23 protein-coding genes and 1 riboswitch are annotated in these 22,374 nt (G+C 72.0%); of the genes, 15 read left to right on the top strand and 8 right to left on the bottom strand.

Features of this window, described 5'->3' with window-relative positions; genetic code table 11:
* Nucleotides 1-7 precede the first annotated feature (7 nt).
* Nucleotides 8-745, top strand: coding sequence for a class I SAM-dependent methyltransferase (locus ACQPZ4_RS12800; RefSeq protein WP_433059478.1), 738 nt, complete (start codon nt 8-10; stop codon nt 743-745).
* Here the strand turns inward: ACQPZ4_RS12800 and cobN are convergent.
* On the bottom strand, nt 742-4,281 hold the full coding sequence (gene cobN, locus ACQPZ4_RS12795; protein ID WP_433059475.1) for a cobaltochelatase subunit CobN: 3,540 nt from the start codon (nt 4,279-4,281) through the stop codon (nt 742-744). The genes ACQPZ4_RS12800 and cobN overlap by 4 nt on opposite strands.
* 59 nt (nt 4,282-4,340) lie before the next feature.
* Nucleotides 4,341-4,466: riboswitch (cobalamin riboswitch) on the bottom strand.
* 78 nt (nt 4,467-4,544) lie between these two features.
* On the opposite strand from cobN, the gene ACQPZ4_RS12790 reads away from it, so the two are divergent.
* From ACQPZ4_RS12790 to ACQPZ4_RS12780, 3 genes are read left to right on the top strand one after another with little or no spacing between them, the layout of a single operon-like run.
* A complete protein-coding gene (locus ACQPZ4_RS12790; protein ID WP_433059472.1) occupies nt 4,545-5,624 on the top strand; it encodes a precorrin-3B synthase in 1,080 nt (359 codons plus the stop codon).
* Nucleotides 5,621-6,241 carry a precorrin-8X methylmutase gene (locus ACQPZ4_RS12785; protein ID WP_433059470.1) on the top strand — a complete coding sequence of 207 codons (621 nt, stop codon included), beginning with the start codon at nt 5,621-5,623 and terminating at the stop codon, nt 6,239-6,241. The genes ACQPZ4_RS12790 and ACQPZ4_RS12785 overlap by 4 nt, the downstream gene beginning before the upstream one ends.
* Entirely contained in the window at nt 6,238-7,743 is a 1,506-nt protein-coding gene (locus ACQPZ4_RS12780) for a precorrin-2 C(20)-methyltransferase (protein WP_433059467.1), read from the top strand. The genes ACQPZ4_RS12785 and ACQPZ4_RS12780 overlap by 4 nt, the downstream gene beginning before the upstream one ends.
* Here ACQPZ4_RS12780 and ACQPZ4_RS12775 read toward each other — a convergent pair.
* Entirely contained in the window at nt 7,667-8,797 is a 1,131-nt protein-coding gene (locus ACQPZ4_RS12775) for an MFS transporter (RefSeq protein WP_433059464.1), read from the bottom strand. The two genes, ACQPZ4_RS12780 and ACQPZ4_RS12775, sit on opposite strands and share 77 nt — an antisense overlap.
* 91 nt (nt 8,798-8,888) lie before the next feature.
* Between ACQPZ4_RS12775 and ACQPZ4_RS12770 the strand changes: the two genes are divergently transcribed.
* Nucleotides 8,889-9,404: an Lrp/AsnC family transcriptional regulator gene (locus tag ACQPZ4_RS12770; RefSeq protein WP_433059462.1), complete on the top strand. Its 516-nt coding sequence runs from the start codon at nt 8,889-8,891 to the stop codon at nt 9,402-9,404.
* Here ACQPZ4_RS12770 and ACQPZ4_RS12765 read toward each other — a convergent pair.
* From ACQPZ4_RS12765 to ACQPZ4_RS12755, 3 genes are read right to left on the bottom strand one after another with little or no spacing between them, the layout of a single operon-like run.
* Complete coding sequence (locus tag ACQPZ4_RS12765; RefSeq protein ID WP_433059460.1) at nt 9,361-10,167, bottom strand: ABC transporter ATP-binding protein; 807 nt, start codon at nt 10,165-10,167, stop codon at nt 9,361-9,363. The genes ACQPZ4_RS12770 and ACQPZ4_RS12765 overlap by 44 nt on opposite strands.
* On the bottom strand, nt 10,160-11,185 hold the full coding sequence (locus tag ACQPZ4_RS12760) for a FecCD family ABC transporter permease (protein ID WP_433059457.1): 1,026 nt from the start codon (nt 11,183-11,185) through the stop codon (nt 10,160-10,162). The genes ACQPZ4_RS12765 and ACQPZ4_RS12760 overlap by 8 nt, the downstream gene beginning before the upstream one ends.
* The gene (locus tag ACQPZ4_RS12755; protein WP_433066484.1) at nt 11,182-12,174 is read right to left on the bottom strand and encodes a FecCD family ABC transporter permease; all 993 of its coding nucleotides are present in this window, start codon (nt 12,172-12,174) and stop codon (nt 11,182-11,184) included. The genes ACQPZ4_RS12760 and ACQPZ4_RS12755 overlap by 4 nt, the downstream gene beginning before the upstream one ends.
* Before the next feature lie 50 nt (nt 12,175-12,224).
* Here ACQPZ4_RS12755 and ACQPZ4_RS12750 point away from each other — a divergent pair, with 50 nt between their 5' ends.
* The 4 genes from ACQPZ4_RS12750 to ACQPZ4_RS12735 all read left to right on the top strand — a co-directional run bounded on the left by ACQPZ4_RS12750 (nt 12,225) and on the right by ACQPZ4_RS12735 (nt 15,386).
* A complete protein-coding gene (locus tag ACQPZ4_RS12750; RefSeq protein WP_433059454.1) occupies nt 12,225-13,235 on the top strand; it encodes an ABC transporter substrate-binding protein in 1,011 nt (336 codons plus the stop codon).
* A complete protein-coding gene (locus ACQPZ4_RS12745) occupies nt 13,232-13,984 on the top strand; it encodes a siderophore-interacting protein (protein WP_433059451.1) in 753 nt (250 codons plus the stop codon). The genes ACQPZ4_RS12750 and ACQPZ4_RS12745 overlap by 4 nt, the downstream gene beginning before the upstream one ends.
* A 396-nt stretch (nt 13,985-14,380) precedes the next feature.
* On the top strand, nt 14,381-15,070 hold the full coding sequence (locus ACQPZ4_RS12740; protein ID WP_433059449.1) for a hypothetical protein: 690 nt from the start codon (nt 14,381-14,383) through the stop codon (nt 15,068-15,070).
* Nucleotides 15,071-15,083: 13 nt separating this feature from the next.
* Complete coding sequence (locus tag ACQPZ4_RS12735) at nt 15,084-15,386, top strand: hypothetical protein (protein WP_433059447.1); 303 nt, start codon at nt 15,084-15,086, stop codon at nt 15,384-15,386.
* 129 nt (nt 15,387-15,515) lie between these two features.
* On the opposite strand, the gene ACQPZ4_RS12730 is transcribed toward ACQPZ4_RS12735, so the two are convergent.
* From ACQPZ4_RS12730 to ACQPZ4_RS12720, 3 genes are all read right to left on the bottom strand, one after another.
* Nucleotides 15,516-17,003, bottom strand: a complete 1,488-nt coding sequence (locus tag ACQPZ4_RS12730) for a flavin-containing monooxygenase (RefSeq protein WP_433059444.1) — start codon at nt 17,001-17,003, stop codon at nt 15,516-15,518.
* A 2-nt stretch (nt 17,004-17,005) separates the two neighbouring features.
* Nucleotides 17,006-17,470: a cupin domain-containing protein gene (locus ACQPZ4_RS12725; protein WP_433059441.1), complete on the bottom strand. Its 465-nt coding sequence runs from the start codon at nt 17,468-17,470 to the stop codon at nt 17,006-17,008.
* 81 nt (nt 17,471-17,551) lie between these two features.
* Nucleotides 17,552-18,313, bottom strand: a complete 762-nt coding sequence (locus tag ACQPZ4_RS12720; RefSeq protein ID WP_433059438.1) for an IclR family transcriptional regulator — start codon at nt 18,311-18,313, stop codon at nt 17,552-17,554.
* Nucleotides 18,314-18,315: 2 nt separating this feature from the next.
* Between ACQPZ4_RS12720 and ACQPZ4_RS12715 the strand changes: the two genes are divergently transcribed.
* Genes ACQPZ4_RS12715 through ACQPZ4_RS12690 form a run of 6 tightly spaced genes read left to right on the top strand, consistent with a single transcriptional unit; the run spans nt 18,316 to nt 22,332 of the window.
* Nucleotides 18,316-19,086: an SDR family oxidoreductase gene (locus tag ACQPZ4_RS12715; protein ID WP_433059435.1), complete on the top strand. Its 771-nt coding sequence runs from the start codon at nt 18,316-18,318 to the stop codon at nt 19,084-19,086.
* The gene (locus tag ACQPZ4_RS12710; protein WP_433059432.1) at nt 19,086-19,580 is read left to right on the top strand and encodes a cupin domain-containing protein; all 495 of its coding nucleotides are present in this window, start codon (nt 19,086-19,088) and stop codon (nt 19,578-19,580) included. The genes ACQPZ4_RS12715 and ACQPZ4_RS12710 overlap by 1 nt, the downstream gene beginning before the upstream one ends.
* On the top strand, nt 19,573-20,451 hold the full coding sequence (locus ACQPZ4_RS12705) for an alpha/beta fold hydrolase (RefSeq protein ID WP_433059429.1): 879 nt from the start codon (nt 19,573-19,575) through the stop codon (nt 20,449-20,451). The genes ACQPZ4_RS12710 and ACQPZ4_RS12705 overlap by 8 nt, the downstream gene beginning before the upstream one ends.
* Before the next feature lie 55 nt (nt 20,452-20,506).
* Nucleotides 20,507-21,439 carry a 2,3-dihydroxyphenylpropionate 1,2-dioxygenase gene (locus ACQPZ4_RS12700; protein ID WP_433059427.1) on the top strand — a complete coding sequence of 311 codons (933 nt, stop codon included), beginning with the start codon at nt 20,507-20,509 and terminating at the stop codon, nt 21,437-21,439.
* A gap of 1 nt (nt 21,440) precedes the next feature.
* The gene (locus ACQPZ4_RS12695; protein WP_433059424.1) at nt 21,441-21,578 is read left to right on the top strand and encodes a hypothetical protein; all 138 of its coding nucleotides are present in this window, start codon (nt 21,441-21,443) and stop codon (nt 21,576-21,578) included.
* Nucleotide 21,579: 1 nt separating this feature from the next.
* Entirely contained in the window at nt 21,580-22,332 is a 753-nt protein-coding gene (locus tag ACQPZ4_RS12690; RefSeq protein ID WP_433059421.1) for a 2-keto-4-pentenoate hydratase, read from the top strand.
* Nucleotides 22,333-22,374 lie beyond the last annotated feature (42 nt).

Below are 22,374 nucleotides of genomic sequence, written 5' to 3'. Positions count from 1 at the left end.
TGGGCGCATGCCCACTCCATCGCACGAAGCGCGCGCAGTGGCCGAATCCTTCGGGGCCGACGCCGAGGGCTACGACCGGGCCCGTCCGAGTTATCCCGCGGCACTCATCGAGCGCATCCCGCAGGGACGCGTCCTGGACGTCGGCTGCGGTACCGGCATCGTGGCGCGCCAGCTCAAAGGAAGAACGGTGCTCGGGGTCGAACCCGATCCGCGCATGGCCGAGGTCGCGCGCCGGCACGGGATCGAGGTCGAGATCGCCAAGATCGAGGAGTGGGACCCGGCCGGGCGCACGTTCGATGCGGTCGTCGCCGGGCAGACCTGGCACTGGGTCGAGCCGATGGCGGGCGCGCGCACGGTGGCGAAGGCGCTGCGGCCCGGCGGCCTCGTCACCATGTTCTGGAACGGTGTCGACCCGCCGGAGGAGGTCGGGGTCGCCACCATGGAGGCGCTCCGCCGGCACGCCCCGGACATGCCACTGCCGCCACGGTACTCCTTCGGCGGCAACACCTACCGCCCGCTCGCCGACAAGGCGGCCGACGGGCTGCGCGCGACCGGAGCGTTCACCGAACCGGAGGACTGGATCTTCCCCTGGGAGCGGGTCTACACGCGCCGGGAGTGGCTCGACCAGCTGGCCACCTCCGGGTTCGCGAACCGGCTGCCGCCCGAGGTCTTCGAGCAGATCGAGACGCCCGCGACGTTCACCGTCACCTACAGCACCGTCGCCACGGCGGCCTACAGGAACTAGGCGTCCTCCAGGTCGCCCTCGGTCTGCAGGTACACCTCGCGCAGGCCGTCCAATGTGGACTCAGCGGGGTGCTCCCACAGGCCGCGGTCGGCCGCTTCCAGGAGGCGTTCGGCGATGCCGTGCAGGGCCCACGGGTTCGACTCGGTCAGGAACTTGTGGTTGTCCGGGTCGAAGACATAGGACTCGGCCAGTTTCTCGTACATCCAGTCGGCCACCACCCCGGCCGTCGCGTCGAAGCCGAACAGGTAGTCGACGGTGGCCGCGAGCTCGAAGGCGCCCTTGTACCCGTGCCGGCGCATCGCGGCGAGCCAGCGCGGGTTGACCACCCGGGCGCGGAAGACGCGGGCGGTCTCCTCGCTCAGCGTGCGGGTGCGCACGGCGTCCGGGTTGGTGCTGTCGCCGACGTACGCGGCGGGGGCGCGGCCGGTCAGCGCGCGCACCGTGGCCACCATGCCGCCGTGGTACTGGAAGTAGTCGTCGGAGTCCGCGATGTCGTGCTCGCGGGTGTCGGTGTTCTTCACGGCGACGCTGATCCGCTTGTACGCGCCCTCCATGTCGCCGCGGGCGGGGATGCCGTCGACGCCGCGGCCGTACGCGTAGCCGCCCCACACCGCGTAGACCTCGGCCAGGTCGCGGTCGTCGCGCCAGTTCCGGCTGTCGATGAGCGGCAGGATGCCCGCACCATAGGCGCCCGGCTTGGACCCGAACACGCGCAGGGTCGCCCGGCGCTCGTCCCCGTGCGCGGCGAGGTCGGCCTCGACATGTGCGCGGACGAAGTTCGACTCAGGAGCCTCAACTGCAGAAGCCGCCATCTGTACCGCATCGTCGAGCAACGCCACCACATGCGGGAAGGCGTCGCGGAAGAAGCCGGAGATGCGCATGGTCACGTCGATGCGCGGCCGGCCGAGTTCCGTGAGGTCGATCAGCTCCAGGCGGGTGACCCGGCGCGAGGCCTCGTCCCACACCGGGCGGATCCCGAGCAGCGCCAGGGCCTCGGCGATGTCGTCGCCGGCGGTGCGCATCGCGCTGGTGCCCCACATCGACAGGCCGACCGAGCGGGGCCAGTCGCCGTGGTCCGCGCGGTACCGTGTCAAAAGCGACTCGGCCATCGCCTGCCCGGTCTCCCAGGCGAGCCGCGACGGCACCGCCTTGGGGTCGACCGAGTAGAAGTTCCGGCCGGTCGGCAGCACGTTGATGAGGCCGCGCAGCGGGGATCCGCTGGGCCCGGCCGGCACATAGCCGCCGCCGAGCGCGTGCAGCACCATCGTGAGCTCGTCCGTGGTGCGCTCCAGCCGGGGCACGATCTCCTCGGCGGCGAACCGCAGCACCCGTACCACATCCGTAATTTCGGAAATGTCCGAAATGTCAGCTGTGTCCCACCCGCGCGATTCCATCGCCGCGACAAGCGAACGCGCGCGGGCGTCGATCAAGTCCACTGTGGACCGGTCGCTTGAAGACTCATCCAGGCCCAGCGCCTCCCGCAGACCAGGCAGCGCCGCGACCTGACCGCCCCACATCTGCCGGGCCCGCAGCATGGCCAGCACCAGGTCGACGCGAGCGTCTCCCGAAGGAGCCACGCCCAGAATGTGCAGGCCGTCGCGGATCTGCACGTCCTTGACCTCGCACAGCCAGCCGTCGACGTGCAGCAGGAAGTCGTCGAACTCCGCGTCGTGCGGCCGGTCGTCCAGCCCCAGGTCGTGGTCGAGCTTCGCGGCCTGGATCAGCGTCCAGATCTGGGCCCGGATGGCGGGCAGCTTGGCCGGGTCGAGCGCGGCGATGTTCGCGTGCTCGTCGAGGAGCTGCTCGAGGCGGGCGATGTCACCGTACGACTCGGCGCGGGCCATCGGCGGCACCAGGTGGTCCACCAGCGTGGCGTGGGCGCGGCGCTTGGCCTGCGTGCCCTCGCCCGGGTCGTTGACCAGGAACGGGTAGATGAGCGGCAGGTTGCCCAGCGCCGCGTCGGCCCCGCAGCCGGCCGACAGCCCGACCGTCTTGCCGGGCAGCCACTCCAGGTTGCCGTGCTTGCCCACGTGCACGACCGCGTGCGCGCCGAAGGAGTCGGCCAGCCAGCGGTACGCGGCCAGGTAGTGGTGCGACGGCGGCAGGTCCGGGTCGTGGTAGATGGCGACCGGGTTCTCGCCGAAGCCGCGCGGCGGCTGCACCATCACCACGACGTTGCCGCGCTGCAGGGCGGCGAGCACGATGTCGCCGTCCGAGACGAACAGCTCACCCGGCGCCGGGCCCCAGTGCTGCTCCATGCCGGCCCGAAGGTCGGCCGGGAGCGTGTCGAAGAACGCGCGGTACCGGTCGCCGGGAATCCGGACCGGGTTGCCCTGCAGCTGCTCCTCGGTGAGCCAGTTGACGTCCTGCCCGCCGGCCGCGATCAGCTCGTGGATGAGCGCGTCGCCGTCGGACGGGAAGCCCTCCCCGAGGTCGTAGCCCGCACGGGTAAGCGCGTCGAGGAGCCGGACCACGCTCGCGGGCGTGTCGAGGCCGACGGCGTTGCCGATCCGGGAGTGTTTCGTCGGGTACGCGCTGAGCATCACCACGACCCGCTTGTCCGCGTTCGGGATGCGGCGCAGGCGCGCGTGGGCCGCGGCGATCCCCGCCACGCGGCCGGCCCGCTCGGGATCGGCCACGTACACGGTCAGGCCGTCCTCGTCGATCTCCTTGAAGGAGAACGGCACCGTGATGAGCCGCCCGTCGAACTCCGGGATGGCCACCTGGGTCGCGGTGTCCAGCGGCGAGAGCCCGTCGTCGTTCCCGTCCCACGTCTCCCGGCTGGAGGTCAGGCACAGCCCCTGCAGGATGGGCACGTCGAGCGCGGCGAGCGCCCCGACGTCCCAGGCCTCGTCCTCGCCGCCGGCCTGGGCGTCGGCGGGACGGGTACCGCCGGCCGCGAGCACGGTCACGATCAGCGCGTCGGCCTCGGCCAGGGTCGCGAGCAGCTCCGGCGGCGCGGTGCGCAGCGAGGCGGCGAACACCGGCAGCGGCCGCGCGCCCTCGGACTCCAGCGCGGCGCACAGGCCCTCGATGAACGCGGTGTTCCCGGCGACGTGGTGCGCCCGGTAGTAGATGACGGCCACCGTCGGACCGTCGACGTCCTTCGCGTCGCGCTCCAGCACGCCCCAGACGGGCGTCTCGACCGGCGCGGCGAAGCCGTGGCCGGTGAGCAGGACCGTGTCGGAGAGGAACCGGTGCAGCTCGGCGAGGTTGGCCGCGCCGCCGAACGCCAGGTACGCGTGGGCCTGCGCGGCAAGCCCCGCCGGGACCGTCGAGTGGCTCATGAGCTCGGCGTCGGGCGCCTGCTCGCCGCCGAGGATCACCACGGGGCGCCCGGTGGCGAGGAGGGTGTCGAAACCGTCCTGCCAGTCGCGGTACCCGCCGAGGAAGCGCACCACGATCAGCTCGGCGCCGTCGGCGAGGCCGGGCAGGTCCGCCACGGCCGTGCGCGACGGGTTGGCCAGGCGCCACGCGGCACCACTGGCCCGAGCGCTGAGCAGGTCGGTGTCGGACGTCGACAACAGCAGGATCACGCCGGGGTCCTCCCTCGGGGTCCGCGCCCCAAGCTGGTGGGTCGATGCCGGCGCCGGAGAGTCTCCTGGCTTCCGGATCGGCGCTCGCCCCCCGGCCTTCCCGGGCAGGCCCGGTGGCCGTCGTGCTGGAGGGTTCACTCCCCGGTCACAGTGGCGGGACCGTCCCGGATTCGCACCGGGTTCCTCCACGCGTCGCCGTTGTACAGCCCCTCAACTCTCCTGGAAGAGCGTGTGCGCCGTCAAGCGAAGGTAATGTTCGCCGCGTGCAGGCTCCCAGCGGACGCGACGCCCCCGACCGGTGCCCCGGCGCCGTGCAGGTCCACGCGGCGGCCGACGGCGGGCTGGCGCGCGTCCGGCTGCCCGGCGGCCGGATCACCGGGGCCCAGCTGCGCGCCCTGCGCACCGCCGCGGCCGAGCTCGGCGACCCCGCCCTGGAGCTCACCTCGCGGGGAAACGTGCAGGTCAGAGCGCTGCGGCCGGGGGCCGAACTCGAACTGGCGGCGCGCCTGGCCGAGGCCGGGCTGCTGCCGTCCGCCGCCCACGAGCGCGTCCGCAACATCGTCGCCAGCCCGCTGAGCGCCACGGTCCGCCCGCTGGTGGCCGAGTTCGACGCGCTCCTGTGCGCCACACCCGCGCTCGCCGGGCTCCCCGGCCGGTTCCTGGCCACGATCGACGACGGCCGCGGGGACGTGACCTCGCTGCTCGGCGACGTCGGGCTGCACGCTTCCCGATTAATGCTCGCGGGTGTACCGACTGAGCTTCGCGGCGGCCCGCCCCTCCTGGTGCGCGCCGCCGAGGCCTTCCTGGCGGAGCGGGCCGCGCAGGGCTCCAACGCCTGGCGGCTCGCGGAGCTCTCCGACGGCCCGGCTCGTGTTGCCGCGCGCCTCGGCACGACGCTCGGGACATTTCGCCCTTTTTCGTCTGGCGCGCCCGAGCCCGGGATCCACGGCGACCTGGCCGTGCTGGTCGTGCCGCTCGGGCTGCTCACGAGCGGGCAGTCGGCCGCCCTGGCCGCGCTCGAAGAGATCATCGTCACGCCGTGGCGGACCGTCGTGGTCCCGGCCGCGGCCATGGCCGACGCTGTGGAGTCCGGGCTCGCCGCCGACCCCGCCTCGCCGTGGGCCGGGGTGACGGCCTGCGCGGGCCGGCCGGGCTGCGCCAAGTCCCGCGCCGATGTGCGCGCGGACGCCCGGGCCGCCGTCGCCGCGGGCACCGCCGAGCCGGCGCACTGGGTGGGCTGCGAGCGCCGCTGCGGCGCGCCGAAGGGAAGGCACGTGGAGATGCTGGCGACGGGTACCGACGCCTGTGGTGGCACCGTGTACCGGCGGAGCGTGACCGGATGAGCGACTACATCCGCGACGGCGCCGAGATCTACCGGCGCTCGTTCGCCACGATCCGGGCCGAGGCCGACCTGACGGGGCTGCCGGCGGATGTGGCGCGGGTGACGGTACGCATGATTCACGCCTGCGGGATGGTCGACCTTCCGGCGGACGTCGGCTACTCGCCGGGCGTGGTCGCGTCCGCCCGGGCCGCGCTGCTGGCCGGCGCGCCGATCCTGTGCGACGCGGAGATGGTCGCGTCCGGTGTGACCCGCGCCCGGCTGCCGCGGGGCAATGACGTGGTGTGTACGTTGCGGGCACGGGAAGTACCGACGCTGGCTCTGGAATTGGGAAACACGCGCAGCGCGGCCGCCCTCGAACTGTGGCGGGGCCGCATCGAGGGCGCCGTGGTGGCCGTCGGCAACGCGCCGACCGCCCTGTTCCGGCTGCTGGAAATGGTCGCCGAGGGCGCCGGCACCCCCGCCGCGGTGATCGGCATCCCGGTCGGCTTCATCGGCGCCGCCGAATCGAAGGCCGCGCTGGCCGACTCGGGCCTGGAGTACCTGGTGGTGCACGGCCGCCGCGGCGGCAGCGCGATGACGGCCGCCGCCGTGAACGCGATCGCGAGCGAAGAGGAATGAGCACAGTGGACAGTGGGCAGCTGTACGGCGTCGGTCTCGGCCCGGGCGATCCCGAGCTGGTGACGGTCAAGGCGGCCCGGCTCATCGCGGCGGCCCCGGTGGTGGCGTACCACTCGGCCCGGCACGGCAGGAGCATCGCGCGGTCGATCGCCGAGCCGTACCTGCGCCCGGACCAGATCGAGGAGGCCCTGGTCTACCCGGTGACGACCGAGGCCCACAACGACTACCGCGGCGTCATCGAGGAGCACTACGACGCCTGGGCGGCCCGGCTGGCGGCGCACCTGGACGCGGGCCGCGACGTGATCGTCCTGTGCGAGGGCGACCCGATGTTCTACGGCTCCTACATGCACATGCACAAGCGCCTCCGGAATCGGTACCGCACGGAGGTCGTTCCGGGCGTCACGTCGGTCTCGGGCGCGTCGGCGGTCCTGGGCCGCCCGCTGGTCGAGCGCGACGAGATCCTGACGGTCCTGCCGGGCACGCTGCCGGGCCCGGTCCTGGCGGAGCGCCTGGCCGCGACCGACTCCGCCGCGGTGATGAAGCTGGGCCGCACCTTCGGCAAGGTCCGCGACGCATTGGAGCAGGCGGGGCGGCTGGACGAGGCCTGGTACGTGGAGCGCGCCACCACCACCGGCGAGCGCGTCGCCCCGCTGGCCTCGGTCGACCCTTCGTCGGTCCCGTACTTCTCCATCGCTTTGCTGCCGTCGCGGGTTCACGACGAGACCGCGGCCGCACTGGCTTCGGTGCCCCCTGGTGCTTCCGAGGGTGAGGTGGTCGTGGTCGGCCTCGGCCCGGCCGGGCGCGACTGGCTCACTCCGGAGGCGCAGGCGGCGCTGGCGGCGGCCGACGACCTGGTCGGCTACGGACCGTACCTGGACCGCGTGGCGGCGAACCCGCGGCAGCGGCGGCACGCCTCGGACAACCGGGTGGAGGTGGAGCGGGCCGAGTTCGCCCTCTCCCTGGCCAAGGACGGCCGCCGCGTGGCCGTGGTCTCGTCCGGCGACCCGGGCGTCTTCGCGATGGCGGCGGCGGTGCTGGAGGTGGCGTCGGAGCCGCGCTGGAAGGACGTCCCGGTTCGAGTGCTGCCGGGCCTCACCGCCGCGCAGGCCGTGGCGAGCCGCGCGGGCGCTCCGCTGGGACACGACTTCTGCGTGCTGTCGCTGTCGGACCGGCTGAAGCCCTGGGACGTCATCGCGGGTCGCCTGGAGGCGGCGGCCAAGGCCGACTTGGTCATCGCCGTGTACAACCCGGGTTCGCGCTCGCGCACCTGGCAGGTCTCGGCGGCGAAGGAGTTGTTGCTGCAGCACCGCGCCGAGGACACCCCGGTGGTGGTGGGCCGCGACGTGGGCGGCCCGGAGGAGTCGGTGCGCGTGGTGCGGCTGGCCGACCTCGAGCCGTCCGAAGTGGACATGCGCACCCTGCTCATCATCGGGTCCTCACAAACCCGCCGTCGCGACGACGACTCGCAGGTCGTCTGGACCCCGCGCCGCTACCCGGCTTGAGGTTGAGCACGACGACCGCGAAGGTCAGTGCGAGCGCGGCGCCGATCCAGGCCAGGGTCGGGTAGCCGGCGGTCGCGGCGAGCGGGCCCGACAGGCCGCCTCCGGTCGCGGCGGCGGCGCCCATGCCGAGCTCGCCCCAGGCCTCGCGGCGGGGCCTGTCCGGCGCGGGTACGTCCGCGACGAGCAGGGTGCTGCCCGCGACCAGGCAGCAGTTCCAGCCGACGCCCAGCAGGAACAGGCCGGCGACCAGGCCCTCGGTCGCGCCGGACGCGACGGCCAGGCAGGCGATCAGCAGGATCGCGGTGCCGAGGAGGGCGGTCCGGCCCGGGCCCGCGGCGGCGACCAGCCGCGTCGAGAGCAGCGACGGGGCGAACATGCCCGCGATGTGGGCGCTGATCACCGCGCCGATCGCGGTCGGGCCCGCTCCGCCGTGGGCGAGATGTACCGGGGCCAGGGTCATCACGCCGACCATGACGAGGTTGGCGAAGGTGAGCACGGCCAGGCCCTTCCGGCTCGGCCGGCCCGAAGGACCCGTCGGCTCCTCGACCACCGACCGGACCCGAACCCGCACCGGCAGGTAGCAGACCGCGGCCAGGACGAAGCCGGCGGTTGCGACGAGGTAGGGGTCCGCGAGGCCGAGCAGCAACGGGCCCGTGATCGCGCCCGCGGCCGTTGCCGTCAGGACTGCGGTCATGGTGCCGGCCAGTTCGGCGGCCGCGTACCGGGTCAGCATCACCGCCGTGTTGCCCGCGCCCGACAGCAACGTTCCCAGCAGTACCAGCGGCAGGCTGCCTCGGTGGGCCGCGAGCAGTACCAGCGCGCAGCCGGCCGCCGCGGTCAGGGCGCCCGTCGCCAGGGCATGGGTGCGGCCCACGCGGCGGGTCAGGGCGGACAGGAGCAGGGCGGCCAGAGCGGCGCCCAGCACCAGGGCGGTCTGCGGCAACCCCGCCACCGCCGGGCTGCCGGCGATGCGGGCGGCCAGCAACGCGCCCGCGGCGCCGGAGAGGGACTGTGCGAAACCGCCCAGGGCGGCGGCCATCCACAACCAGGTCATGCCCTCAAACCGTAGGCAGGCCGGGGACTTCGGCACATGGGCGTCGGCACCGGGCACGCGGGAAAGACTTTGCGCTCGTACCGTGATCCGCATGGCCACTTCACGATCGTTCGACGCCGACGCGGTGGACTGGCGGATCCTGGGCGAGCTGCAGGCCGACGCGCGGTTGTCGTTCAATGAGCTCGCCCGGCGCGTGCACCTCTCGCCGCCCGCCGTGGCCGAGCGGGTGCGGCGGATGCGGGAAGCGGGGGTCATCGCGGGGTACCGGGCCGTGGTCGACCCGGGCGCCGTGGGGCAGCCCGTCCGGGCGTTCATGCAGTTGCGCTGCCGGCCGGGGGCCTGTCTGCTGCGGACCACCGGCGAGGCCGACTATCCCGAGGTAGCGGCCATCCATCGGCTCTCCGGGGAGTACTGCACCCTGCTCGAGATCCGCGCCCGTGACCTCGCGCACTTCGAGGGGGTCGTGGAGCGGATCGGGACGCACGGGGAGGTGCGGACGCACATTGTGCTGTCCACGCAGTACGAGGGAAGGCCGGTGACTCCGCTTGAAAACGAGCGGCCCGTCACGCCGTCGGCTGGATGGAGTCCGCGCGGCGGCGAGGGATGACCATGGCGGTTCCCGTCTCCGGGTCCGGCATCACGCGGCATGGCAGGGCGAAGACCGCTTCCATCATCTGCTCCGTCACGACCTCGTCCGGGGGGCCCTCGGCGAGGATGCGGCCGTCGCGCATGGCGACCAGGTGGGTGGCGTAGCGGGCGGCCAGGTTCAGGTCGTGCAGCACGGCGACCAGGGTGCGGCCGTGCTCGCGGTGCAGGCGCGCGCACAGTTCGAGGATGTCGAGCTGGTGGGCGATGTCCAGGTACGTGGTCGGCTCGTCGAGCAGCAGGATCGGGGTTTCCTGGGCCAGTACCATCGCGATCCACACCCGCTGGCGCTGACCGCCCGAGAGCTCGTCGACGAACGAGGTGGCCAGTGGGGTGACGGACGTGGCGTCCATGGCCCACCGGACGGCCTGCTCGTCGGTGGCGCTCCAGGTGCTCAGGGGGCCGCGGTGCGGGTACCGGCCGCGGGAGACCAGGTCCGCCACCGTGATGCCGTCCGGGGCGATCGCGGTCTGGGCCAGCAATCCCAGGGTGCGGGCCACCTCGCGGGCCGGGCGGGTGGCGATGTCGCGGCCGTCGAGCAGGACGGTGCCGGCCTTCGGGCGCAGGACCCGCGCGAGGGAGCGCAGCAGGGTCGACTTGCCGCACGCGTTGGGGCCGACGATCACCGTGAACGAGCCGTCCGGGATGTCGATGGAGAGGTTCTCGGCGACCGTCCGGCCGTCGTAGCCGAGGGTCAGGTCGGTTCCCCGAAGCCGGTCAGACACGGGCTCTCCTTGCGGTACGGGCGAGCAGCACGATCAGGTACCCCCCGCCGAGCAGGCCGGTGACGACCCCGACGGGGAGCTGGTGGCCGGGGAACAGGCGCTGGGCCAGCACGTCGGCCCCGGTGAGCATGGCGGCGCCCATGAACAGCGACGCCATCAGGTTGGGCCCCGACGCCCCGGTGAGGCGGCGGGCCAGCTGCGGGGCGGTCAGGGCGACGAACAGGACCGGCCCGGCGGCGGCCGACGCGGCCGCGGCGAGCAGGACGGCGCAGGCCAGCGCCGTGAGCCGGAAGAAGCCGACGTTGACGCCGAGGCCGCGGGCCGGGTCGTCGCCCAGCTCGAGGTTGGCCAGGGCCTGGCCGAGGGCGACGACGACCGGGGTGAGCAGGACCAGCGCGCCGCCGGCGATGGCCGCCTGGCCCCAGCCGCGGCCGTCGAGGCTGCCGGTGAGCCACAGGACGGCCCGGGCCGCGTCGACGATGTTGGCCTTGATGAGCAGGTAGCTGTTGACGCCGGTGAGGATGCCGGCCACGCCGATGCCGACCAGGATGAGCCGGTGCCCGTGGCCGCCGCCGCGCCAGGCGAGCAGGTAGATGGCCGCCCCGGTGGCGATGGCGCTGAGCACGGAGCCGGTGGCCACGGCCGTGGTACCGCCGCCGAAGACGACGACCGCGATCAGTCCGCCGGTCGCCGAGCCCTGGGTGAACCCGAGCACGTCGGGGCTGCCCAGCGGGTTGCGGACGAGCGACTGGAACAGCGCGCCGGCCAGCGCCAGGGCGGCCCCGGTGGTCAGCGCGGTGACGACCCGGGGCAGGCGCAGCTCCTGCACGATGAACTCGTCGGCCGGGGAGCCGTGGCCGAAGAGCGTGCGGACCACGTCGGGCAGGCTCATCGGGTAGTCGCCGCTGCCGATGGCGACCAGGGCGATGACGATCGCGGCGAGCGCGAGGGCCACGCTGACGGCGAGGACGCGCAGCCGGTTCATGCCCGCCGCCGGCGCACGGCGGGGCCGTTTCATGCCCGCCGCCGGCGGACGATGGCCAGGAAGAACACGCCGCCGAGGACCGCGGTGACCACGCCGACCTGCAGCTCGCCGGGGCGGGCGACGACCCGGCCGAGCACGTCGGCGGCGAGCAGCAGGGCCGGGGCGAGGATGGCGCTGAACAGCAGCAGCCAGCGCACGTCGGGGCCGGTGAACGAGCGGACCAGGTGCGGCACCATGAGGCCGAGGAAGACGATCGGCCCGCAGGCCGCGGTGGCCGCCCCGCACAGCAGCACGATCGCCACGGCCGCGAAGATCCGGATGCGGCCCGGGTGGGCGCCGAGCGCGCGGGCCGAGTCGTCGCCGAGCGCGAGGGCGTTGAGCGGCCGGGCCAGCAGCGCGGCGATGATCACGCCGGCCACGACGAACGGCGCGATCAGCGGCGCGGTGCCGGGCCGGGCGGCGGCGAGGGAGCCGGCCGTCCAGAACCGCATCCGGTCGAGGGAGGCGGTGTCCAGCAGTTGTACGGCGGCGACGTACGCGTAGAGGGCGGCGCTCACGGCGGTACCGGACAAGGCCAGACTGCCCGGTGAGGAGGAGCGCCCTCCGGCCACGGCATAGACCACGACGGAGACCAGGGCCGCCCCGCCGAAGGCGAACCAGACATAGCCCGAGAGATCCGTCACGCCCAGGAAGGCTATGGCGCTCACCACGGCCGCCGAGGCGCCGGCGTTGACCCCGAGCAGGCCCGGGTCGGCGAGCGGGTTGCGGGTCAGCGCCTGCATGAGGGCCCCGGCCAGGCCGAGCGCGAGCCCGACCAGCAGGCCCAGCGCGGTCCGGGGAAGCCGCAGGTCCCGCACGACGGTGGCGCCGGCCGAGGTCGCGTCGGTCAGGCCGTGCCAGACCTCGGCGGGACCCATGGCCCGGGCGCCGATGGCGAGGCTGGCGACCGCGACGACGGCGAGGACGCCGATCGACCCGGCGAGGCGCACGAATGGGTGCAAAGGTACCGCCTTGACATGAATATCTTAAGTGAGGCTACCCTAAGTGCCGATCGAGAGAGAGGCAACCCACCATGTCCTTGAACGTGTCCCGCCGCGGCCTGCTCGCCGGCGTCCTCGGGCTCGGCGCGCTCGGCGCGCTCGCCGCCTGCGGGGACGACACCTCCGAGTCGGGCTCCAACCCGGCGGCGAGCGGCGGCGCCGGTGGTCCCTTCGCCTTCACCGACGACCGCGGCACCAACGTCAGCCTGGGCGCGGCCCCGAAGCGGATCGTGGCGTACGTCGGCACCGCCGCCGCGCTGGTCGACTTCGGCGTCACGTCCTTCGTCGGCACCTTCGGCCCGCTCAAGACCTCCGACGGCAAGAAGGAGGCCCTCGCCGGCGACCTCGACCCGGCCAAGGTCGAGTCGCTGGGCAACGCCTGGGGCGAGTTCAACATCGAGAAGTACGCCGCACTGCGCCCCGAGCTGCTGCTGAGCAACATGTACGAGCCCGGCCAGCTGTGGTACGTGCCGGACGACAGCAAGGACAAGATCTACGCCCTGGCCCCCAGCGTCGCCCTGACCGCGTCCCGCACCTCGCTGGCCAAGGTCATCCAGCGCCACGCCGACCTGGCCAAGGCGCTCGGCGGCGACCCGACCGCCGGCAAGGCCCGCTTCGACACCGCCGCCGAGGCCGTGAAGGCGGCGGTCAAGGCCAACGGCGGCCTCAAGGTGCTGGCCGCCTCGGCGAGCCCCGACCTGCTGTACGTCTCCGACCCCAAGGTCTACGGCGAGCTGAGCTACTACCAGGAGCTCGGCGTCGAGGTCATCAACCCGGCCGCGGTCACCGGCGGCTACTTCGAGAACCTGAGCTGGGAGACCGTCGACAAGTACAAGGCCGACGTGATCCTGCTCGACAACCGTGCCCAGGCCCTGCAGCCGCCCGCGCTGCAGTCCAAGCCCACCTGGGTCAACCTCCCGGCCGTCAAGGCGGGTCAGATCATCCCGTGGCAGAGCGAGTCGCGGTTCAGCTGGACGGGCGCCGCGGGCACGCTGGAGACCCTGGCCAAGGCGCTGACGGGAGCGAAGAAGGTCGCGTCGTGACCTACTCGTTCTTCGACGTTTCCGTGGTACGGCACGAGCCCCTGACCCCCCACGCCGTACGCGTCACCTTCGCCGGCCCGGGCTTGTCCACGTTCGTCAGCGGCGGCCGGGACCAGCGGTTCAAGCTGTTCTTCCCGGCCCCCGGCCAGTCCACGGCGATCGTGCCCCGGACGGACGAGTGGTACCTGGACTGGCGCCGGCTGGACCCGTCCGTGCGTGGAGTGATGCGGACGTACACGGTAGCGGCCACGCGCGACAACGAGTTCGATGTGGACTTCGCGCTGCATCCGGGCGGCGGACCGGCGATCCAGTGGGCGTCGTCGGTCCATGTCGGCGACTCGCTGCTGGTCCTCGGCCCGACGGTCCTGGAGAACGGCGGCGTCGACTTCCAGCCGCCTTCCGACACGGAGTGGGTCCTGCTGGCGGGCGACGAGACGGCGGTCCCGGCCCTGGACGCGATCCGTTCCTGGGTGGGCTCGTCGCTGCCGGTACACGCTTTTGTGTCGGCGTCGGAGCCGCGCTGCGGTTCGGGCGTGCACTGCCCTGCGGGGTTGCTGGAGCCGGTGCGGTCGGCGGACCTGCCGTCGGGGACGCCGTACGCGTTCATCGCCGGCGAGTCGGGCGAGATCCGCGCGCTGCGGCGGCATCTGGTGCAGGAGCGCGGCTTCGACAAGCGGCGGGTGCAGTTCGCGGGCTACTGGCGCCGCGGCGCCACGGAGGACGACCTCATCGAGGAGTCGGCCGCGTAAAAGACTTCGTGGTCCCGGCGGCTGGTCTGTCCGCCGGGACCACGAACCTACGACGCGAACCCGCGCTGCCGACAGTGGACACAAGCGGCAGCCCGGGTGCACTGACAGCAATCCAAGCCTCACCCTTGGGTACGCCGACACGAAGGTGCGGACTGGATGAGTCGACGGGCTCAGGAGCTACTCGCTTGAATGCCAGTCGCGTGGTGACCGGTAGGGTCCGCTGAGCGGTACTCGGCCAAGGGTCGCAGGAGGCGCCATGACGCGTGTGCGGTGGGAAGAGCTCGAGCGAACACCCCTGTATGAAGACATGGTATCGGTCATCCTGAGCCGCCTTCATCCGAACGCCGAACGAATCGACGGCATCGGTGGCGACGGCGGTCGTGACGTTCAGCTCCGATGCTGCAGCTGAAGGCCGAGGCCGCAATCGAGGACATCAGCGATGGCGTCGAACGACTCAAACAGCTGCGCACGCGAATAAATGGGATTGATCCGCAATACAATCTGGAAGTCGTCTTCGGCCCGGTCGAGGCCGCGCAGATCTCGTTCCCTCGGGCCGTCCTGTTCCGCCACGAGTTGACCAACCAGGGCCCGGTCACAATCGCGATCCTTCCGAAGTACAGGGACGCAGTCCGCGATCGCCCGATGTTCCTCTCGACGACGATCCGCTTCCCAGACACAGTGATCGGTCGTCAGGCCGCCGACGAATTCCGCAATGCAGTCGAATACGGCGACGCGGTTGAACTACCCCCGGAGTACGTTGTCCGAGCGACGATCGACGCGCCGGCCGGGTTGGGTGGCGAGTTTGGCCCGAGCCTGCTAAACCTCCGGGCATCGAACGATCTGACCGACACGCCAATTGACGCCGGCATCGCTGTGGTCGACGAGCACGGCATTCGACTGGCATCGATCCCACTGAGGTTCAATCGCCGACACGCCGGACAGCGCGGAGCGAAGTTTTTGGGGATCGATCACACTGGGATTGTGGCAGTTACCACCCCATGCTGTTCTGCTGACAATCGGCGGCCAATCCGCAGTTCAGGTGACGCCTACCGCCACGACAGACTTCGTGCCGCCCGAGTATCTTAGTTTTATTGAGAACTTGACGCGCATCCAGACCGAAACTGGGATTACATTTCCGACGCCGGAGCGCATAACCAAGGAGGACGCCGCCGACGTCCACAACCTGACGCTGCTCCTCGACGGAGAAACCCTCTCGGTCAAGCCCGCCGAGCAGCTACTTACTGTTGAGAGCCACGGCGCACGAGAGTTGATCGAAGCGGCCAAAGACCCTTCACCGATCGACCTCGAGGACGACCTCAATTGGACGATATTGGGCGAAGAGATACCCTTGGGTCCCTGCGTAGCGCAAATGACATTGCGCCGAGGCAGACTTCGAGGCTGATCAGAACGACAGCCGAAAGTGATTGCATATTCGGCCGCGCCGGACGCCACCGCACTTGCAGAGGATCATGCGACGAGACTTGCCCGCCGTGCTGCTCAAGGCGGACACGGCGGGCTGCAGGGTGGGATCTCAGCCAATCGGGGTGGCGGTGGGGGTGCTCGTCGTGGCGGCTGGGAGGCGGCCCAGCACGGCCGGGGTGATGCGGCGGTACGCGGCCGGGTTCACCGGATTCAGCCAATGCGAGGCCCGCACCCCCGCGCTGATGTTCAGCCCCAGATCGCCCAGCACCTCGTCCACGTTGTGCAGCGAGAACGGGATGATCTTCCCGCCGCGGGAATGGTGCTTGTTCGTGGCCTCGTCCATGAAGGCCAGCTGCTCCGCGATCGCCGCGCGCATGTCGGGAGCCGACGGCCGGGAAACCGCGCCCGCCAGGTCGGCGGCGATCCAGACTGCGGCCATCTCCGCGTTCAAGGGGCTGAAGAACGAGGAGTTGTACCCGTTGAAGTACAAGTCCGGCGCGTCCACCGGGAGGATCTGGCGGTACAGCTGGAAGTTGCCGCGCTCGTCCAGCACCTGGGCGGTCACGGAAGGCGGCAGGAACGGCACGCCCTGGGTGAAACCGGTCGCGCACACGATCAGGTCGGCGGGAAGCCGCGTGCCGTCGTCCAACTCGGCGGTGCCGGCGGACAAGCGCTTGATCGTGCGGTTCTTCTGCACCGCGATCCGGCCCGAGGTTACGCCCTCGAAGAAGCCCTCCGTGGCCAGGCCGATGGCGCCTCGGACGATGTCCTCCATCTGGCCCGGGGGGACCAGATCCAGGTCCCGCAGGCCGAATTGGCGGACCGACACCGAGCCGATGGAGTTGATCATTGAGGCGCGCATGCCGTTGCCCCGGCCGTGCAGGAAGCGTTCGACGCCGCGCAGGACTCGGTAGCGGAACAGGGCCTCGCCCATGCGGGTCAGCAACAGCAGCTTGAAGTTGAGGATGCCGCCGACCTTGCGCGGGACCTTCCACAGCAGGTGGCGGGCGATCACCGTGGTCGAAGCGGCGACCTCGCTCAGCGGTACCGTCACGTCGCACGCCGACTTGCCGTAGCCCACGACAAGGACGTGTTTGCCGGCCGCCTCGGAAGCAGTGTGCAGGTCCGTGCCGGCCATGACCTTGCCGCCCGCCTCGACGAACTCGGACAGGCCGTCGAAGGCGGGCACCAGCGGCTCACAGAAGATGCCGTTCGCCACCACGAGTTTGTCGAACTGGGCCGACTCCGTGGCGGTCGTCAGCGTCCAGCCGCCCGAGGGCACAGGCGTTGCCGACAGGACCTCCGTCGACAGGCGCAGGCACGGGCCCAGGCCGAAGTGGGTGGCGTACGCCGCCAGGTACGCCTGGACCTGCTCGCCCGTCGGCCACTGGGGGAAGGAGCGGGGCATCGGGAAGTCCGACAGGGAGTACTGCGCCTTCGGGCTCTGGGTCGTCAGGCCCGGGTACCGCCGCGTGGCGCTCCAGACGCCGCCCACGTCCGGGGCCTTCTCGTAGACGGTCACCTCGTGGCCGGCCTGTTTCAGGACCTTGGCGGTGCTCAGGCCGGCCACGCCCGCGCCGATCACGGCGATGCGCATGGTCAGCTCACCTCGGGCGGCAGCTGGAGCTGCAGGCCGAAGTCGGCCATGATCTGCTTGATCTTGCCGATGTCGCGCGGGCCCGGGGGCAGTTCAGCCAGGGCCTGGTAGTAGCCCTCCAGGCCGGCCGGGGAGACGACCGAGATGACCCGGGCCTCCTCGTCGGTGCTGTTGCGGAAGGTATGCACGACGTCGCGGGGCAGGTACAGGTAGTCGCCCATGCCGATGGTGAACTTCTCGCCGCCCAGGAAGCAGTCGAGCCGGCCGGCCAGGCAGATGAAGGACTCGTCCTCGCGGGTGTGCAGGTGCGGCGGGGGTCCGTCGGTGTGGGCGGGGACGGCGTACTCGAACAGCGAGTACGCGTCGCGCGTCGTCTTGCCGTTGGCCTTCATGGTGATGCCGAGGCCGATCGCCGCGATCTGGGTGCCTTCGCGGGAGGGCAGCAGGTAACCGCCGCCAAGTGTCATCGTGGACTCCCTAAGCCGTAGGTCGTCACAGCGTGGGCGCCCCCAAGAGCGAGATGCAACGACCAGTCCCAGTGAACGGGACTAGAGGCGGCTCGAGTAGGCCCGCGACGCGCCCGCGGCGGCCATGCGCACGGCGGGGCCGATGCGGTCGGCGCGCACCAGGGGGCTCGGGCCGGTCACCGACAGCGCGGCCACGACCGAGCCGAGCGGGCCGAAGATCGGGGCGGCCACGCAGCTCACGCCGATGTTGCCCTCCTCCCGGTCGACCGCCCAGCCCCGCTCCGGGACCGTCGTCAGCTCGCGCATGATGGCGACCGGGCTGGTCAGCGTGCGCGGGGTCCGGGCCGGCAGCGGGCCGCCGAGGACGGCGTCGATGATCTCCGGCTGCGAGTAGGCCAGGATGGCGCGGCCGAGCGCCGAGCAGTACGCGGGAATGGCGCCGCCGACCTGGGACAGCATCGGCATGGCGCGGTGCCCGGTGATCTTGTCGACGACGAGGATCTGGGCGCCGTCGAGCACGCCCAGCTGGACCGTGATCTTCGTGGCGTGGTGCAGGTCCTGCAGGAACGGCAGCACGGCCTCGCGCAGCTCCAGGCGGATCGGGGCCAGGCCGGCGATCTCGAAGAGCCGGTTGCCGACGCGGTACCGCTCGGCCGGCTTGTCCAGCCACCCCAGCCGGATCATCTTCTCGGCGGTGCGGTGCGTGGTCGAGCGCGGCAGCCCGCACCGCGCGACCAGGGCGGCGAGGGTCAGCTCGCGGTGCGCGGGGTCGAACGCGCCGAGGATGGCGGCCGCCCGGTCCAGCGCGCCCTCGGCCGGCCCGTCCCGCTCAGCGGGACTCATCGTTGGTTCCGGCGGTCCACACGGGTCAGGCTAAGCCCACCGGATCGAGGAGGCCAGCCATCAAAGCCCTCATCGGCGGCGGCAGCAGCGGCATCGGGTACGCCATCGCCGCCCGCCTCGCCGCCACCCACGACGTCACCATCATGGGCCGCACCGAGAACCGCCTCCGGAAGGCCGCCGCGGAGCTGGGCGCCACCCCACTAAAACACGACATTTCGCAAGTGTCCGAGATAACCGACTACGACGTCCTCGTCCTCAACGCAGGCGGCCCACCCCCAGGCCGCATACGAGACATCGACGACGAGACCTGGCACCACAGCGCGGAGATGCTGTTGTTCGGCCCCATGAGACTGGCAAGAAACGCGCTGCCCGCCATGGCGGAAAAGGGCTTCGGCCGCATCGTGTTCATCACGTCGACCGCGGTCAGACAGCCCCAACCAGACTTGGCCATTTCGGTTGTACTGCGAGCAGCAGTCACCGCCGCCGCCAAACTGCTGGCCCAAGAATTCGCCCACTGTGGTGTGACGGTGAACTGCGTCGCCCCAGGCCCCACGAACACGGCCCGCCGCCGGGAAATCCTCCAAGCCAGAGCCGAACGAACCGGCCGCGAATACGCGGAGCTCGACCGGGAGGACACCGCGAAGGTCCCGGCCGGACGAGCCGGGGAGCCCGACGAGCTCGCCGCCGCCGTCGCGTTCCTGGTAAGCCCGGAGGCGAGCTACATCAACGGCACCGTGCTCACGGTCGACGGCGGAAGGACGGAAACCATCTGATGGCCACCTCGGGAGCGGGTTTCAACCTCGGCGAGTTCCTCGGCGCGATCAGCGACACGGTCCGGCCGAGCCAGGCTCGGCCGGTCGTCGTGCGCGACGGCGAACTGGAGACCCTGCCGGCCGGGCAGATCCACAACCCGACGACGCTGCGGATCGCCGGGAAGCTGCCGACGGCCACGTTCGAGATCTTCCGGCAGACCATCCCGCCGGGCGAGAGCTCCGACATGCAGCGGCACTACCACGAGACCGTCCACTACGTGATCGCCGGCCGCGGGCACAGCGAGGTCGAGGACGAGACCGAGGCGTGGGCGACCGGCGACCTCATCTACACGCCGCCGTGGACGTGGCACCGGCACTACAACGACTCGGCCGACGAGCCGGTCGAGTTCCTGACCATCGAGAACTCCCGGCTGCTGGCCGCGCTGGGCATCGCCCGCCGGCAGAGCGCCGGGCTGGTGTCGATCGACGAGGCCCGGAGGAGCGCACATGACTGACCTGCCCGAGCACATCTCCATCTGGGGCGAGCTGGCGGACACCGACCACGAGCTGCGGCACGTCGACGTCGCCGGGGTGCGCACCCGGGTCCTGCGCGCCGGAAGCGGCCCCGACCTCGTCCTGCTGCACGGCACCGGCGGGCACCTGGAGGCCTATGCCCGGGACATCGCCGGGCTCGCGCGGGACTTCACCGTCACGGCGTACGACATGGTCGGGCACGGGTGGTCGGAGCTGCCCGACCGGCCGTACACGATCGATGTGTTGTGCTCCCATCTCGTCGGGCTCCTCGACGCGCTCGGCATCGCGACCGCGCACCTGTCCGGGGAGTCGCTCGGCGGCTGGGTCGCCGCCTGGACCGCCGCCCACCATCCCGAGCGGGTCGACCGGCTGGTGCTGAACACGCCCGGGAACATCGCGAACAAGCCCGAGGTGATGGAGCGGCTCAAGGCCTCGACGCTGGCCGCGGTGCGCGACCCCAGCGACGCGACCGTCCGCCGCCGGGTCGAGTTCCTGTTCCACCACACCGAGATGGTCACCGACGAGCTCGTCAATTTGCGCCGCCAGGTGTACTCCCGGCCCGGCTTCGTCCGCGCCATCGAGAACACGCTCGTGCTGCAGGACCCGGTGATCCGGCGGGACTTCGCGTGGGACCCGGCCTGGGTCGGGAAGATCGCCGCACCGACCCTGCTGCTGTGGACCGACCACGACCCGACCGGCGGGCTGGACGAGGCCGACCTGCTGCTCGGCTGGATTCCCGACGCCAGGCTCACGGTCATCGAGGACGCGGGACATTGGCCGCAGTGGGAGAAGCCGCGTTTGTACCTCCAGAGCCACCGCCAGTTCCTGCTCGACCACCCGGACCCGTCATGAGCCGCCCGGCGCGACCGTCGCCGCAAGCCGAGCCGACCACAACGGAGGCCGCGCGATGAGCGAGATCGTCGGGCTGGTCGGCATGTCGCACTCGCCGTTCGCGACGATGATGCCGCCTGCCGATCCGGAGGCGCCCGGCGGAAGGTTCCTGGCCGACACCGAACGGGTCGCCGCGGCGGTGCGGGCCTTGGCTCCGGACGCGGTGGTCGTCATCGGGCCCGACCACTTCCACGCCAACTTCTACGACGCCATGCCGCCGTTCGTGCTCGGCGTCGAGGCGGTGCACGCGTTCGGCGACTTCGACAGCCGCCGCGGCCGCCTCCCGGTCGCCGAGGAGCTGGCCTGGTCGGTGCGCGACGGACTCGCCGGCGCGTTCGACGTGGCGCTGTCCTTCGCGCTGACCGTCGACCACGGCATCGTGCAGAGCTACGAGATGGTCCGCGGCGGCGCCGAACTCCCGATCGTGCCGCTCGTCGTCAACACCGCCGCTCCCCCGCTGCCCTCGCTGGGCCGCTGCGTCGAGTTGGGTAGGGCGTTGGGCGCGGCGATCGGCGGCTCGCAGTACCAGGGAAGGGTCCTGCTCGTGGCGAGCGGCGGGCTGTCGCACTGGCTGCCGTCCAACGACCCCCGCGACCCGGGGGTCCCGGCCGACCGGCGGGCCTCGATGATCCACGGCCGCCGCGACGTCGAGGCGTTCTCGGCCGCCCGCGAGCCCCGCGTCCGCGCCCTGGCCGGCCGGGCTGACGCCCCGGTCAACGCCGGCTGGGACGCCTGGTTCCTGGAGCGCCTCGCACTGTCCGATGTGGACGCCGTGGTCGGCCTGGGCGACGAGGGCCTGGAGAAGGACGCCGGCAGCGGCGGCCACGAGGTGCGCACCTGGCTCATCGGCCTCGCCGCGGCCGGCCGCCCCCTGGTGTGGACAAGCTACGAACCGGTCCCGGAATGGATCACCGGCATGGGCATCGGCACGACCTTCGAGGTGAGCTGACATGGACGCGCTGCCGAGTTCCCCCGCGGCTCGGCCCGGCGGGGTGCCGAACTCCGTGGGCTCGCTGCCGAGCTCGATCGAGGCCCCGGCCACCGGGGTGCCGTGCTACGAACCGGTCCCGACCTTCGAGGTGAGCTGACGTGGATGCTTTGTCGAGTCTCCTGGAGGCGCGGGCGAGCGGGGTGCCGTGCCCGCCGGTCCGCGGGCTGCTGCCGGCCAGGGACATCGCCGCCGCGTACGCGGTGCAGGCGGCCTGGGTCGAGGCGGACGGCTCCCCCGTCGTCGGGCGGAAGGTCGGGCTGACCAATCCCGCGGTGCAGGCGCAGCTCGGGGTCGACCGGCCCGACTTCGGGACGCTGCTGGCCTGGATGGACCGCTCCAGCGGGATGCCCATCTACGCCGGCTCGCTGCTGCAGCCGCGGATCGAGGCCGAGATCGCCTTCATTCTCGGCGCGGACCTCGACGGCGACGTGAGCCCGGAGGCGGTGGCCGCGGCGACCGCGGCCGTCGCGCCCGCGCTGGAGATCGTGGACAGCCGGATCGCCGGGTGGGAAATCGACATCGTGGACACCGTGGCCGACAACGCGTCCTCCGGGCTGTTCGTGCTCGGCGCCGCCCGGGTTCCCCTCGCGGGGCTGGACCTGCCCGCCTGCACGATGGCGATGGCCCGCGACGGGTCCGTGGTCTCCACCGGCACCGGGGCCGCCTGCCTGGGCAACCCGCTCGACGCCGTCGCCTGGCTCGCCGCGACCGCCCGCGACGTGGGCCGCCCGCTGCTGGCCGGGGAGATCGTGCTCTCCGGCGCGCTGGGCCCGATGGTGCCCGTCACGGCTGGCGAGCGCTACGAGGCCACCATCACGGGCCTCGGCACCGTCGCGGCGGTCTTCACGTGAGCGCCGGCGCGGCCAAGACCGGGCCGGGAACCATCGACACCA

Origin of the sequence: Dactylosporangium sp. CS-033363 (assembly GCF_050942475.1) — a bacterium.
In the GTDB taxonomy this organism is placed as follows: Bacteria; Actinomycetota; Actinomycetes; order Mycobacteriales; family Micromonosporaceae; genus Dactylosporangium.
This window is presented reverse-complemented; position numbering and strand designations above follow the sequence as displayed.

What these genes read in the sequence shown, in the direction of transcription:
- ACQPZ4_RS12700 (WP_433059427.1), top strand. Translation starts at nt 20,507, where the DNA reads ATGAGCGAGATCGTCGGGCTGGTCGGCATGTCGCACTCGCCGTTCGCG.
- ACQPZ4_RS12780 (WP_433059467.1), top strand. Translation starts at nt 6,238, where the DNA reads ATGAGCACAGTGGACAGTGGGCAGCTGTACGGCGTCGGTCTCGGCCCG.
- ACQPZ4_RS12800 (WP_433059478.1), top strand. Translation starts at nt 8, where the DNA reads ATGCCCACTCCATCGCACGAAGCGCGCGCAGTGGCCGAATCCTTCGGG.
- ACQPZ4_RS12785 (WP_433059470.1), top strand. Translation starts at nt 5,621, where the DNA reads ATGAGCGACTACATCCGCGACGGCGCCGAGATCTACCGGCGCTCGTTC.
- ACQPZ4_RS12720 (WP_433059438.1), bottom strand. Translation starts at nt 18,313, where the DNA reads ATGAGTCCCGCTGAGCGGGACGGGCCGGCCGAGGGCGCGCTGGACCGG.
- ACQPZ4_RS12725 (WP_433059441.1), bottom strand. Translation starts at nt 17,470, where the DNA reads ATGACACTTGGCGGCGGTTACCTGCTGCCCTCCCGCGAAGGCACCCAG.
- ACQPZ4_RS12775 (WP_433059464.1), bottom strand. Translation starts at nt 8,797, where the DNA reads ATGACCTGGTTGTGGATGGCCGCCGCCCTGGGCGGTTTCGCACAGTCC.
- ACQPZ4_RS12705 (WP_433059429.1), top strand. Translation starts at nt 19,573, where the DNA reads ATGACTGACCTGCCCGAGCACATCTCCATCTGGGGCGAGCTGGCGGAC.
- ACQPZ4_RS12730 (WP_433059444.1), bottom strand. Translation starts at nt 17,003, where the DNA reads ATGCGCATCGCCGTGATCGGCGCGGGCGTGGCCGGCCTGAGCACCGCC.
- ACQPZ4_RS12750 (WP_433059454.1), top strand. Translation starts at nt 12,225, where the DNA reads ATGTCCTTGAACGTGTCCCGCCGCGGCCTGCTCGCCGGCGTCCTCGGG.
- ACQPZ4_RS12740 (WP_433059449.1), top strand. Translation starts at nt 14,381, where the DNA reads ATGCTGCAGCTGAAGGCCGAGGCCGCAATCGAGGACATCAGCGATGGC.
- ACQPZ4_RS12760 (WP_433059457.1), bottom strand. Translation starts at nt 11,185, where the DNA reads ATGAAACGGCCCCGCCGTGCGCCGGCGGCGGGCATGAACCGGCTGCGC.
- ACQPZ4_RS12770 (WP_433059462.1), top strand. Translation starts at nt 8,889, where the DNA reads ATGGCCACTTCACGATCGTTCGACGCCGACGCGGTGGACTGGCGGATC.
- ACQPZ4_RS12695 (WP_433059424.1), top strand. Translation starts at nt 21,441, where the DNA reads ATGGACGCGCTGCCGAGTTCCCCCGCGGCTCGGCCCGGCGGGGTGCCG.
- ACQPZ4_RS12710 (WP_433059432.1), top strand. Translation starts at nt 19,086, where the DNA reads ATGGCCACCTCGGGAGCGGGTTTCAACCTCGGCGAGTTCCTCGGCGCG.